At 64.0% G+C, this 15,002-nt stretch carries 3 protein-coding genes; 2 read left to right on the top strand and 1 reads right to left on the bottom strand.

The window, feature by feature from the left end:
* Positions 1 to 159 precede the first annotated feature (159 nt).
* A complete protein-coding gene (locus tag ACTJLA_RS13515) occupies positions 160 to 711 on the bottom strand; it encodes an RNA polymerase factor sigma-70 (RefSeq protein ID WP_032904207.1) in 552 nt (183 codons plus the stop codon).
* Positions 712 to 1,012: 301 nt separating this feature from the next.
* Here ACTJLA_RS13515 and ACTJLA_RS13520 point away from each other — a divergent pair, with 301 nt between their 5' ends.
* Both ACTJLA_RS13520 and ACTJLA_RS13525 read left to right on the top strand, forming a co-directional pair.
* Entirely contained in the window at positions 1,013 to 1,765 is a 753-nt protein-coding gene (locus tag ACTJLA_RS13520) for a thioesterase II family protein (RefSeq protein WP_197901410.1), read from the top strand.
* 51 nt (positions 1,766 to 1,816) lie between these two features.
* The gene (locus tag ACTJLA_RS13525; protein WP_314549693.1) at positions 1,817 to 14,713 is read left to right on the top strand and encodes a non-ribosomal peptide synthetase; all 12,897 of its coding nucleotides are present in this window, start codon (positions 1,817 to 1,819) and stop codon (positions 14,711 to 14,713) included.
* Positions 14,714 to 15,002 lie beyond the last annotated feature (289 nt).

The raw sequence follows: 15,002 nt of genomic DNA on the forward strand, positions 1-15,002 counted from the left end.
GGCGGCCCCCCAAATCCCTGTCGAATTCCGGCCAGCGTGGTTTAACGGGGCGCCTAAGATCAAAAGCCAGATCAAGATCACAAGCAGATCAAGATCAAGAGCGGCTCGCTTCGCATCGTAGTTACCGTGGAGCCCTTACCCACATATGTCTGCGCTGCATTAAACCCGCCGCGCAAACGTATCGCTATGACTGCCCGACACCTTGCGGCAATGCACCAGCGCATCGCGAATCATGAAGTTCACCAAGGTCGGAGACACCCCAAGCTCCTTGGCGATGTCTTTTTGCGGCACGCCATGCAAGCGGTACATCTCGAACGCGTAGCGGGTGCGCTGGGGCAGCTGCGTCAGGGCGTCGGCGATGTTTTCCAGGGTGTTGAAATTGATGTGCGAGGTTTCCGGTGAAGCGCCGTGAATAACCACATTCAAGCCTTCCTCTTCGGTCCCGGAGTATTTGAGCTCCAGGGCCTGCTTGCGGTAATGATCGATCGCCAGGTTGCGCACGATCTGAAACAGATAACTCAGTTGGGCCTTGAACGATGAGGTGATGGTCGGCGCCGACTGCAGCCGGAAGTAGGCGTCCTGCACCACGTCTTCGGCGCGGGAGCGGCACCCGGTGATACGGGCCGCGATCTTCACCAAAATCAGTCGATTGTCGACGAACGCCTGGAGAAGGGGTGAATCGCACCTGCCTGTGGATACTTGTTCCGTCATGGAAATCACCTTGCTGCGAATAGGTTAGGGGAGGGCATCCCTGCTGAGGCCTCCTACATATCGGGCAACAAATTATGCTTAATGATAATGATTGTCAAATGAGAAGACGAACTAATCTTATGCCTTGGACAAAGGTGTGAACCACGTCTCGCTCGCCCCCGGCGACTAATTATTTGAAGGCTCCGTCCGTTCTCATGGGTGACAGGTTCGTTAGTACAACGGCCAAGGATCAGCACCCGCAGGAGGACCAGATGGGTTTTTATCGTGCATTCAGCGTGTTTCAGTTCGGAGTCCTCACGGGATGAGTACGTCCCTGCGGCTGCGCCTGTTTTGCCTGCCCCACTCAGGCGCCAGCGCCTCGGTCTACGCTCGCTGGCGCCGGGTCCTGCCGGACTGGCTGCAAGTGTGCCCGCTGGAATTGCCGGGACGCGGCATGCGCATGGACGAGCCATTGCAGCGCGATATCAAGGCCTTGGCCGCGCAGCTTGCTGAAGAAATCAGCCGTGATCTGGATGGCCCCTATGCCTTGTTCGGCCACAGCCTTGGCGGGCTGTTGGCGTTTGAATTGGCTCACGCTTTAAACGCGCGCAATCTGCCCGCGCCCCTGGCGTTGTTCGTGTCCGGCACGGCGGGCCCGGCGCGTCGTGATGTGAGCGAGTACGCCGTCGAAAAGACCGATGCCCAACTCATTGCCCGGCTGCGCGAATTGCAGGGCACCGCCGAAGAAGCCCTGGCCAACCCCGAGCTGATGCAACTGATGTTGCCGATCCTGCGCGCTGATTTCCTGCTGTGCGGCAGTTTCACCTATGGCGAGCGTCAGCCTCTGACGCTGCCGATTCACGTGTTCGGTGGCAAGCAAGACAGCGTGCGTGCCGACCAGTTGCTCGACTGGCAACTCGACGCCGCCAGTGGGTTTTCCCTGGACATGTTTGACGGCCATCACTTCTTCCTCGTGCAGCACGAAAGCGCCGTGCTGCGCTGCGTGCGTCGCTATGCCGACGAGCACTTGGCGCGCTGGCGCATTGGCGCGGCGCGGCAGCTCGTCGCCGGCTGAACCCCACCGACTTCCCGAATTTCCCGTAAGCCGATTTCAGGCAGGAACCCCATGATGGACGCCTTCGAACTCCCCCGCACCTTGGCCCAGTCCCTTCAACAGCGTGCTGCGCAGACGCCGGACCAGGTGGCGTTGCGCTTCCTCGCCGAGAGTGCCGAGCACAGTGTGGTGCTCAGTTATCGCGACCTCGACCAACGCGCCCGCACCATCGCCGCCGCCTTGCAAGCCAACGCTGGCCTGGGCGAGCGTGCGGTGTTGCTGTTCCCGAGTGGCCCGGACTATGTGGCGGCGTTCTTTGGTTGCCTGTACGCCGGGGTGATCGCGGTGCCGGCGTATCCACCGGAATCCACGCGTCGTCATCACCAGGAGCGCCTGCTGTCGATCATCAGCGATGCCGAGCCGCGGCTGCTGTTGACCATTGCCAGCCTCAGCGAGGGCTTGGCGCAGATTGAAAACGCGCCCAAGGTGTTGAGCGTCGACACCCTGGAGGCGCAGCAGGCCGACCAGTGGGTCGAGCCCGACCTCAAGGCGGACGACATCGCGTTCCTGCAATACACCTCCGGCTCCACCGCATTGCCCAAAGGCGTGCAAGTCAGCCACGGCAACCTGGTGGCCAACGAAGTGCTGATCCGCCGTGGTTTTGGCATCGACCTCAACCCCGATGACGTGATCGTCAGCTGGTTGCCGCTGTACCACGACATGGGCCTGATCGGCGGCCTGCTGCAACCGATCTTCAGCGGCGTGCCCTGCGTGTTGATGTCGCCGGCCTACTTCCTTGGCCGACCTTTGCGCTGGCTGGAGGCGATCAGCGAATACGGCGGCACCATCAGCGGTGGCCCGGACTTCGCCTACCGCCTGTGCAGCGAACGGGTCAGTGAGTCGGCCCTGGAGCGCCTGGATTTGAGTCGCTGGCGCGTCGCCTATTCGGGTTCCGAGCCGATCCGCCTCGACACCCTGGAACGCTTCGCGGAAAAATTCGCGGCCTGTGGTTTCACCCCGAATAATTTCTTCGCCTCCTACGGCCTGGCCGAAGCCACCCTGTTTGTCGCCGGCGGCACCCGTGGCCATGGCATTCCCGCCCTGCGCCTGGACGAACAGGCGCTGGCCGCCAACCGTGCCGAACCGGGGCAGGGCCCTGCGATCATGAGTTGCGGCACCAGCCAGCCGGACCACGCCGTGCTGATCGCCGACCCGCACACCCTCACCGAGCTGCCCGACCAGTGCGTCGGCGAACTCTGGGCCACGGGCCCGAGCATCGCCCACGGCTACTGGCGCAACCCGCAAGCCAGCGCCAAGACCTTCATCCAGCACGCTGGCCGCACTTGGTTGCGCACCGGTGACCTGGGTTTTATCCGCGACGGTGAGGTGTACATCACCGGGCGCCTGAAAGACCTGCTGATCGTGCGCGGCCACAACCTTTACCCCCAGGACATCGAACAGACCATCGAGCGCGAAGTGGAAGTGGTGCGCAAGGGTCGGGTCGCCGCGTTTGCGGTCAATGACCAGGGCCTGGAAGGCATCGGCATCGCCGCGGAAATCAGCCGCAGCGTGCAAAAAATCCTGCCGGCCGAAGCGCTGATCAAAGCGATCCGCCAAGCCGTAGCCGAGGCCTGCCAGCAAGCTCCGAGCGTGGTGGTGCTGCTCAACCCAGGCGCTTTGCCGAAGACCTCCAGCGGCAAAGTGCAGCGTGCGGCCTGTGCGATTCGGCATGCCGATGGCAGCCTCGACAGCTACGCGCAGTTCGCCGGGCAGCCGGGGCAGGCGAGCGAAGTGGCGCTGGAATCGGACCTGCAACAGCAGATCGCGGCGATCTGGTGCGAACAACTGCAACTGGCTCATGTGGCGGGCGACGATCACTTTTTCCTGCTGGGGGGCAACTCCATCACCGCGACCCAAGTGGTCGCCCGCCTGCGCGAAAGCCTGGGGCTGGAACTGAGCCTGCGCCTGCTGTTCGAAGCGCCGACCCTCGCCGCCTTCGCCACGGCCGTCGCGCAACTGCAACAGGACGGCGGCGTGGCCCAAGGCGCAATGCACGCCTTATCACGTCAAGAGGACCTGCCCCAATCCCTGGCACAGAACCGCCTGTGGATCACCTGGCAATTGGACCCTAACAGCAGCGCCTACACCATTCCAGGCGCCTTGCATCTGCGCGGCGAGCTGGATGAAGACGCACTGCGCCACAGCTTCCAGCAACTGATCCAGCGTCACGAAGCCCTGCGCACGCGCTTCTACGAGCGCGACGGCCAGGCGTTCCAGCGTGTCGAGGCTACGGCGGATTTCGAACTGTCGACCATCGACCTCAGCGACTTGCCAAACGCCGTGCGCGAAGCCCGTGCGCAAGAGGTTCGCGAAGACCAGGCGCGCAGCCCGTTCGACCTGGAAAAAGGCCCGTTGCTTCGGGTTACCCTGGTGCGCCTGGGCGATGAAGAGCACCAACTGCTGGTGACGCTGCACCACATCATTGCTGACGGTTGGTCGCTGAATATCCTGATCGACGAGTTCTCGCGCCTGTACGCCGCTGCCGCCCAAGGCCAGTCCCTGGAGCTGCCGCCGCTGGCATTGCAATACGCCGACTACGGCAGTTGGCAGCGCCAATGGCTGGCCGAAGGCGAGGGCCAGCGACAGCTGACGTACTGGAAAGCGCAGTTGGGTGACGAGCATCCGGCCCTGAACCTGGCCACCGATCACCCGCGTGCCGCCCAGCATCGGCACAGCGCCTCGCGCCATAGCCAGCGCCTGGATGCGCGCCTCAGTGCGGCGATCCGCCAGACCGCCCAGGCCCATGACTCAACACCCTTCATGCTGCTGCTGGCGACGTTCCAGACCTTGCTCTATCGCTACAGCGGCCAGCGCGACATCCGTATCGGCGTGCCCAATGCCAACCGCCCACGCCATGAAACCCAGGGCCTGATCGGCTTCTTTATCAACACCCTGGTGCTGCGCGCCGAGCTGGACGGGCGCCTGCCGTTCAACCAACTGTTGGCCGCCACCCGCGAGACCACACTGGCCGCCCAGGCCCATCAGGACCTGCCCTTCGAACAACTGCTGGAAGCCTTTCCCCAGGCCCGCGAACAGGGCCTGTTCCAGGTCATGTTCAACCACCAGCAGCGCGACCTCAGTGCCTTGCGCCGCCTGCCGGGCCTGCTGGCCGATGAGTTGCCCTGGCACAGCCGCGAAGCCAAGTTCGACCTGCAACTGCACAGCGAAGAAGACCGCAATGGGCGCTTGAGCCTGTCGTTCGACTACGCCGACGAGCTGTTCGATTGCGCGACCATCCAGCGTCTGGCCGAGCACTTCATCCATCTACTTCACGCTGTGTGTACGCAACCACAACACGCCATCGGCGATCTGCCGTTGATGCAGGCTGACGAACAGCAACCCTGGAGCGAGGCCCCCTGCGCGCCGGCCCGGCACTGGCTGCCCGAGCTGCTCAACCAACAGACGTCGGACGCCACCGCATTGGTCTGGCAGGACGGCAGCCTGACATTCGCCCAATTGCACACCCAGGCCAACCGCCTGGCCCATTACCTGCGCGACAAAGGCGTCGGCCCGGACGTGTGCGTGGCCATCGCCGCCGAGCGTTCGCCGCAACTGCTGATTGGCCTGCTCGCCATCATCAAGGCCGGTGGCGCCTACGTGCCGCTGGACCCGGATTACCCCGCCGAACGCCTGGCCTACATGCTCAAGGACAGCGGCGTGCAACTGCTGCTCACCCAGACCGCGTTGCTGCCCCAACTGCCTAGCGCCGAAGGCGTGTGCGTGATTGCCATGGACAGCCTGCACCTCGACAGCTGGCCGACCCAGGCGCCAGGCTTGCACCTGCACGGCGATAACCTCGCCTACGTGATCTACACCTCCGGTTCCACCGGCCAACCCAAAGGCGTGGGCAACACCCACGGCGCCCTGGCCGAGCGTTTGCAGTGGATGCAGGCCACCTATCAACTGAACGAAACCGATGTGCTGATGCAAAAGGCGCCGATCAGTTTCGACGTGTCGGTGTGGGAATGCTTCTGGCCATTGATTACTGGCTGCCGCTTGGTATTGGCCGGGCCGGGCGAACATCGCGACCCGCACCGCATCGCGCAGCTTGTGCAGGAACATGGGGTGACCACGCTGCACTTCGTGCCGCCGCTGTTGCAGCTGTTTATCGACGAGCCGCTGGTGGCCGAATGCACCAGCCTGCGTCGCCTGTTCTCCGGCGGCGAAGCCTTGCCCGCCGAACTGCGTAACCGCGTACTGGCGCGCTTGCCAGCGGTTCAATTGCACAACCGCTATGGCCCGACCGAAACCGCGATCAATGTCACCCACTGGCAGTGCGCCGCCTCGGATGGCGAGCGCTCGCCGATTGGCCGGCCGTTGGGCAATGTGATCTGCCGCGTACTGGACGAGCAACTCAACCCGCTACCGGCCGGTGTGCCGGGCGAATTGTGCATCGGCGGTATAGGCCTGGCGCGGGGTTACCTGGGCCGTGCCGGGCTGACGGCCGAACGTTTTGTCGCCGACCCGCTGGGCGCGGCGGGCGCCCGCTTGTATCGCACCGGTGACCGTGCGCGCTGGAACGCCGATGGCGTCCTCGAATACCTCGGGCGCCTCGATCAGCAGGTCAAACTGCGAGGGTTCCGGGTGGAGCCGGAAGAGATCGAAGCGCTCCTGCTGGCCCTGGGCGGCATCGCCCAGGCCGTGGTGCTGGTGCGTGATGCCCAGTTGATCGGCTACTACACCGCCGACACCGAACTGGATGAGCAAAGGGTCAAAACCGCCCTGGCCGCCGAGTTGCCGGAGTACATGGTGCCCGCGCTGCTGATGCGCCTTGACGCCATGCCCCTGAGCCCCAGCGGCAAGCTCGACCGGCGTGCCTTGCCAGAGCCGGTATGGCAAACCCGCGAACACGTCGAACCGCACACACCTTTGCAGCTGCAAATCGCCGCGATCTGGCGCGAGGTGCTTGGCCTGCCACGCATCGGCCTGCGCGATGACTTTTTCGCACTCGGCGGGCACTCGTTGCTGGCCACGCAAATCATCTCCCGCACCCGCCAGGCCTGCGACGTCGAACTGCCCCTGCGCACGCTGTTCGAAGCCAGCGAGCTGGGCGATTTTGCCCAGCAGGTCGGGCTGATGCAGGCGGCGGGCCAGCGCAACCAACAGACTGCCATCGCCAAAGTCGACCGCAGCCAGCCGGTCCCTTTGTCCTATTCCCAGCAGCGCATGTGGTTCCTCTGGCAGATGGAACCGGACAGCCCGGCCTACAACGTCGGCGGCATGGCGCGCCTGCGCGGCGTGCTGGATGTGGGGCGTTTCGAGGCCGCCTTGCAGGCCTTGATCATGCGTCACGAAACCCTGCGCACCACTTTCCCAAGTGTCGATGGTGTGGCCTGTCAAAAGGTCTCGGCGCAAACCAATGTGCGCATGGACTGGCAGGATTTCTCCGCGCTGAATGAGCCGCAGCGCCAGCAGCGTTTGCAGCAACTGGCCGATGTCGAGGCGCACACGCCGTTCAACCTGGAAACCGGGCCGCTTTTGCGCGCCTGCCTGGTCAAGGCCGGCGAGCAGGAACATTACCTGGTGCTGACCCTGCACCATATCGTCACCGAAGGCTGGGCCATGGACATCTTTGCCCGTGAACTCAGCGCCTTGTATGAAGCCTTTATCGACGAGCGCGACTCACCGCTGCCAGCGTTGCCGGTGCAGTACCTCGACTACAGCGTATGGCAACGCCAGTGGATGGAAGCCGGTGAGCGCCAGCGTCAGCTGGACTACTGGACCGCCCAACTGGGCAACGAACACCCGTTGCTGGAATTGCCCGGCGACCGTCCGCGGCCACCGGTGCAAAGCCATCGGGGCGAGCTGTACCGGTTTGATTTGAGCGATGAGCTGGCCGCCCGCCTGCGAGCCTTCAACGCCCAGCACGGCCTCACGCTGTTCATGACCATGACCGCGACCCTGGCAGTGTTGCTCTACCGCTACAGCGGCCAGACCGACCTGCGCATCGGCGCGCCAGTGGCCAACCGTATCCGCCCGGAAAGCGAAGGCTTGATTGGCGCGTTCCTCAATACCCAGGTGCTGCGTTGCCAGCTCAATGGGCAGATGCAGGTCAGCGAGTTGTTCGAGCAGGTGCGCCATACCGTGATCGAGGGCCAGTCCCACCAGGACCTGCCGTTCGACCATCTGGTGGAAGCCCTGCAACCGCCGCGCAGCGCGGCGTACAACCCGTTGTTCCAGGTGATGTGCAACGTGCAGCGCTGGGAATTCCAGCAAAGCCGCCAACTGGCTGGCATGACCGTGGAGTACCTGGCCAACGATGCGCGGGCGACCAAGTTCGACCTCAACCTGGAAGTCACCGACCTCGACCATCGCCTGGGTTGCTGCCTGACCTACAGCACCGACCTGTTCGACGAGCCGCGTATTGCGCGTATGGCCGAGCATTGGCGCAACTTGCTTGAAGCGTTGGTCGCCGATCCTGGCCAGCGCCTGAGCGAATTGCCGTTGCTGAGCGCAGATGAACAACGCGCCTTGCAAGACAGCCTGGGGGTGGAGAAGGGCGAGCATCGCCTCGACCAGTGCATCCATCAACTGTTCAGCCAGCAGGCCAGCCAGCGGCCGGATGCCCCGGCGCTGACCTTTGCCGGTGTGACCCTCTCGTATGCGCAACTGGATGAGCGCGCTAACCGCCTGGCCTGGATGCTACGCGAGCGTGGCGTGGGCCCGCAGGTGCGCGTGGGCCTGGCGCTGCCGCGTTCGCTGGAAATGGTCGTCGGTTTGCTGGCGATCCTCAAGGCCGGCGGTGCCTATGTGCCGCTGGACCCCGAATATCCGCTGGACCGCCTGCATTACATGATCGAAGACAGTGGCATCGGCCTGCTGCTCAGTGATGCGGCCCTGTTCGAAGCCCTGGGTGAATTGCCGGCGACGGTGGCGTGCTGGTGCCTGGAGGATGACTCGCCGGTGCTGGCGAATTACCCCGCCGAAGCGCTGCCGTTCGTGAGTCTGGCGCAACACCAGGCGTACCTCATCTACACCTCGGGTTCCACGGGCAAGCCCAAAGGCGTGGTGGTGTCCCACGGTGAGATCGCCATGCATTGCCAGGCGGTGATCGAGCGCTTTGATATGCGCCCGGATGACTGCGAGCTGCACTTTTACTCGATCAACTTCGATGCTGCCACCGAGCGTTTGCTGGTGCCGCTGCTGTGCGGGGCGCGGGTGGTATTGCGCGCCCAGGGCCAGTGGGATGCCGAAGAAATCTGCGCGCTGATCCGTACCCATCGCATCAATGTGCTCGGTTTCACCCCGAGCTACGGCAGCCAGTTGGCGCAGTGGCTGGCGACCCAGCAACAGACGCTGCCGGTGCGCATGTGCATCACCGGTGGCGAAGCCTTGACCGGCGAACACCTGCAACGCATCCGCGCAGCGTTCACGCCCCAGCTGTTCTTCAACGCCTACGGCCCCACCGAAACCGTGGTGATGCCCCTGGCCAGCCTGGCGCCCGAGCAGTTGGAGGAGGGCGCTGGCAGTGTGCCGATCGGCAGCATCGTCGGCGAGCGCGTGGCTTACATTCTCGACGCCGACCTGGCGCTGGTGCCCCAGGGCGCCAGCGGTGAGCTGTACATCGGTGGTGCCGGCCTGGCCCAGGGTTATCACCAGCGGCCGGGGATGACGGCGGAGCGTTTTGTCGCAGACCCGTTTGCTGGCAAGGGCGGGCGCCTATACCGCACCGGCGACCTGGTACGCCAACGCGCCGATGGCCTGGTGGAGTACCTGGGGCGCATCGATCATCAGGTGAAGATCCGCGGTTTTCGCATCGAACTGGGCGAAATCGAAACGCGCTTGCTCGAACATGACGCTGTGCGCGAAGCGGTGGTGCTGGCACTGGATGCGCCGAGCGGCAAGCAATTGGTGGCGTACCTGGTCAGCGATGCCGAGCACGCCGCCTTGCGCGACGCGTTGAAGGCGCACCTCAAGGCGCAACTACCGGACTACATGGTGCCCGCGCATCTGATCGTGCTGCAGAGCATGCCGCTGACCGCCAACGGCAAGCTCGACCGCCGCGCCTTGCCTGAGCCGGACCCAGAGGCCAATCGCCAAGCCTACGTGGCGCCGCGCAGCGAGCTGGAACACAGCCTGGCCGCCATCTGGTGCGCGGTGCTGAACGTGGAGCAAGTCGGCCTCGACGATAACTTCTTTGAACTGGGCGGCGACTCGATTCTGTCGATCCAGGTGGTGAGCCGTGCGCGGCAGGCCGGGATTCATTTCAGCCCCCGTGACCTGTTCCAGCACCAGACGGTTCAGAGCCTGGCTGCCGTGACCACCCGCTCGGAACGCGTCATCGCCGAGCAAGGGCTGCTGACCGGCCCCTCGGGCCTCACGCCGATTCAGCACTGGTTCTTCGACACCGATATCCCGGCGCGCCAGCACTGGAACCAGGCATTGGTGCTCAAGCCACTGCAACTGCTCGATGCCCATCGCCTGGAGCAAGCGCTGCTGGCGGTGCTGGAACACCACGACGCGCTGCGCTTGAGCTTTACCCCGCGCGATGCGCAATGGCATGCCGAACACCTGGGCGTGCCGGAAGGCGGCGTGCTGCTGCAGGCGCAGGTGCGCGACATGCAGGCGTGCACGGCGTTGTTCACCGACACTCAGCGCAGCCTCGACCTGGCACAGGGGCCGCTGCTGCGCGCCTTGCTGGTGGACGGGCCGCAAGGCCAGCAGCGCTTGCTGATCGCCATCCATCACCTGGTGGTGGACGGCGTGTCGTGGCGCGTCCTGCTGGAAGACCTGCAAAACGTTTATCGCCAACTCAGTGAAGGCCAGTCCGTCAGCCTGCCGGCCAAAACCAGCGCGCTGCGCGATTGGGCTGCGCGCTTGCAAGCCTATGCCCACAGTGAGTCCTTGCGCGAAGAGTTGAGCCTGTGGCAAGCGCAACTAGCTGGCCCCACCGTGGCCTTGCCAGTACAGCGTCCCCAAGGCGCACGGCGCAATAGCGATGCCGAAACGGTCAGCGTGCGCCTGGATGCCGAGCGCACCCGGCAGTTGCTGCAACAGGCGCCGAGTGCCTATCGCACCCAGGTCAACGACCTGTTGCTGACCGCCCTGGCCCGCGTACTGTGCCGCTGGAGCGGGCAGGCCTCGGCACTGATCCAACTGGAAGGCCATGGCCGCGAAACCTTGTTCGATGATATCGACCTGACCCGCAGCGTGGGCTGGTTCACCAGTGCCTATCCGTTGCGTCTGACGCCGCAGGCCGAGCAGGGCGACTCGATCAAGGCAATCAAGGAGCAACTGCGTGGCGTGCCCCATAAAGGTTTGGGGTATGGCGTGCTGCGTTACCTGGCCGATAACCTGTGCAAGCAGAGCATGGCCGCATTGCCGAGCGCGCAGGTCACCTTCAACTACCTGGGTCAGTTCGACCAGAGCTTTGGCACTGACGCGCTGTTCCACCCGCTGGAGGAATCCGCCGGCCTGGCCCATGACCCGGATGCGCCGTTGCCCAATGAACTGAGCATCGACAGCCAGGTCTACGGCGGCGAGCTGGTGCTACGCTGGACGTTCAGCCGTGAGCGGCATGATCAGCAGGTGATTGGCGATCTGGCCGAAGCTTACCTGGCCGAATTGCACAGCCTGATCGCTCATTGCCTGCAGGACGATGCCGGCGGCCTCACGCCGTCCGACTTCCCCCTGGCGCGCCTGACCCAGGTGCAACTGGACGCCTTGCCGGTATCGGCCAGCGCCATCGAAGACGTCTACCCGCTGACTCCGATGCAGGAGGGCTTGCTGCTGCACACCCTGCTGGAGCCCGGCACCGGCCTGTATTACATGCAGGACCGCTATCGCATCAACAGCGCCCTGGACCCGGAGCGTTTTGCCCAGGCCTGGCAAGCGGTGATTGCCCGCCACGAGGCCTTGCGCGCCTCGTTCTGCTGGGACGTCGGCGAAGACATGCTGCAAGTGATCCACAAGCCCGGCAGTACGCCGATCGAGTACCTGGACTGGAGCGCCGACCCGCAGGATCAGCAGGAGCCGCGTCTGCAAGCCTTGCTCAAGGCCGAGCGCGAAGCCGGTTTTGACCTGCTCAACCAGGCGCCTTTCCACTTGCGCCTGATTCGCGTGGGCGAGGCGCGCTACTGGTTCATGATGAGCAACCACCACATCCTGATCGATGCCTGGTGCCGTTCGCTGCTGATGAATGACTTCTTCGATATCTACACAGCCCTGGGCGAAGGCCGCGATGCGCAACTGGCGACGCCGCCGCGCTATCGCGACTACATTGCCTGGCTGCAACGCCAGAACCTCAACGAGGCGCGCCAGTGGTGGCAGCAAAACTTGCAAGGCTTCGAGCGCGCCACGCCGATCCCGAGTGACCGCCCGTTCCTGCGCGAACACGCCGGTGGCAGTGGCGGCATGGTGGTGGGCGACTGCTACACCCGCCTGGATGCCCGCGACGGTGCGCAACTGCGCGAACTGGCCCAGGCGCATCAGCTCACCGTCAACACCTTCGCCCAGGCGGCGTGGGCCTTGGTGCTGCGGCGTTTGAGTGGCGATCGCGACGTGCTGTTCGGCGTCACCGTGGCCGGGCGCCCGGTGGACATGCCCGAGATGCAACGCACCGTGGGGCTGTTTATCAACAGTATCGCGCTGCGGGTGAAACTGCCCGAGGACGGCCAGACGTGCAGCGTGCGCCAGTGGTTGAGCGCCTTGCTCGACAGCAATATGCAACTGCGCGAGTACGAATACCTGCCGTTGGTGACGATCCAGGAACACAGCGAATTGCCCAAAGGCCAGCCGCTGTTCGACAGCCTGTTTGTGTTTGAGAACGCGCCAGTGGAAGTCTCGGTGCTGGACCGTGCACAAAGCCTGAACGCCACCTCGGATTCCGGGCGTACCCACACCAACTTCCCGCTGACGGCGGTGTGCTACCCCGGCGATGACCTCGGTTTGCACCTGTCCTACGACCAGCGTTATTTCGACGAAAGCACCGTGCAAGGCATGCTCGCTGAGTTCAAGCGCCTGTTGCTGGCGCTGGTGCAGGGCTTCCATGGCGACATGGCCGAGCTGGCGCTGATTGGCGAGCAGGAACGTGAATTCCTGGTGGCGGGCTGTAACCAGAGTGAGCGAGCCTATCCGCTGGAGACGAGCTACATCGAGCTGTTCGAGGCCCAGGTGGCAGAGCATCCGCAGCGCATCGCCGCCAGTTGCCTGGACCAGCAATGGAGCTACGACGAACTGAACCGCCGCAGTAACGGCCTGGGCCACGCGTTGATTGCGGCCGGTGTGGGCCTGGACCAACCGGTGGCGTTGCTGGCTGAACGTGGGTTGGACTTGCTCGGCATGATCATCGGCAGCTTCAAGGCCGGTGCCGGTTACCTGCCGCTGGACCCAGGGCTGCCCGGCCCGCGCCTGAGCCGCATCATCGACATGAGCCGCACGCCGCTGCTGGTGTGCACCGAGGCGTGCCGCGAGCAGGCCGTCGAGTTGCTGCAAGGGGTTGATTGCCAACTGCTGGTGTGGGAGGAAGTGCCCGCCCGTGGCGAAAACCCCGGTGTCTACAGCGGCCCGGACAATCTTGCCTACGTGATCTACACCTCGGGTTCCACCGGCTTGCCCAAGGGCGTGATGGTCGAACAGCGTGGCATGCTCAATAACCAGTTGAGCAAGGTGCCGTACCTGAACCTGAGCGATGCCGATGTGATTGCCCAGACCGCGTCGCAAAGCTTCGATATTTCTGTGTGGCAGTTCCTCGCCGCGCCGCTGTTTGGCGCACGGGTGGACATTGTGCCCAATACCATCGCCCATGATCCGCAAGGGTTGCTGGCCCATGTTCAAGCACAGGGCATCACCGTGCTGGAGAGTGTGCCGTCGCTGATCCAGGGCATGCTGGCCCAGGAGCGTATCAGCCTCGAGGGCCTGCGCTGGATGTTGCCGACCGGGGAGGCCATGCCACCTGAGCTGGCCCATCAGTGGCTGCTGCGTTACCCGCAGATTGGCCTGGTGAATGCTTACGGCCCGGCGGAATGCTCCGATGATGTGGCGTTCTTCCGCGTCGATCTGGCGTCGACCCGTGGCACTTACCTGCCGATTGGTACGCCGACCGACAACAACCGCTTGTACCTGCTGGACGGCGCTTTAGAGCTGGTGCCTCAAGGGGCGGTGGGCGAGTTGTGCGTCGCCGGCACCGGTGTCGGCCGTGGCTATGTCAGCGATCCGCTGCGCACCGCCCAGGTGTTTGTACCCAACCCCTTTGGCGCGCCTGGTGAGCGCCTCTACCGTACCGGCGACCTGGCACGGCGTCGCAGCGATGGGGTGCTGGAGTATGTCGGGCGTATCGACCACCAGGTGAAGATTCGCGGCTACCGCATCGAACTGGGTGAAATCGAAGCGCGCCTGCATGAACAACCCCTCGTGCGCGACGCGGCGGTGGGTGTGCAAGAGGGGGCCAATGGCAAACATCTGGTCGGCTACCTGGTGGCCGCCGATGCCACACTCGACCCGAGCGAGCAGTTGGAGCGCATCAAGCAACGCCTGCGTGCCGAACTGCCGGAATACATGGTGCCACTGCATTGGCTATGGCTTGACCGCCTGCCCCTGAATGCCAACGGCAAGCTCGACCGCAAGGCCCTGCCGGCCCTGGAGATCGGCCAGTTGCACAATCAGGACTATGTGGCGCCGTGCACTGAACTGGAAACCACGTTGGCGGGTATCTGGGCCGAGGTGCTGAAGGTCGAGCGGGTCGGGGTGCAGGACAACTTCTTCGAACTGGGCGGGCACTCGCTGCTGGCCACGCAGATTGCCTCGCGGGTGCAGAAGACACTGCAGCGCGATGTGCCGTTGCGGGCGATGTTCGAGTGCAGCACCGTGGCGGAGTTGGCCGAGTATATCGAGGGGGTGGCAGGCAATGAGATCAGTGCCGAGAAGGTGGATCGGTTGAGTGATTTGATGGCGGAGTTGGAGGGGCTTTGATCTTCGTTGTCTGTCAGGGCCTCATTGCAGCATAGGCATCTACACAGCTGGACCTGTGGCGAGGGAGCTTGCTCCCGTGACGGCCTGGCAGCCGACGCTGATCGAGCTGGTGCACCGCGATCCCAATGTGGGAGCTGGCTTGCCTGCGATGGCGGCCTGACAGCCGACGCAGTTATACCGAGTACATATCCATTCCTGTGGTAACGGCCACTTAGGGTTCCGCTTTTACAGCGGCTCACTTTTGAAAAGCGCAAAAGTAAGCAAAACGCTCTTGCCCCACCACTCGGCA

The sequence above is a fragment of the Pseudomonas sp. 22072 genome (assembly GCF_052046095.1).
Taxonomy (GTDB): Bacteria; Pseudomonadota; Gammaproteobacteria; order Pseudomonadales; family Pseudomonadaceae; genus Aquipseudomonas; species Aquipseudomonas paracarnis.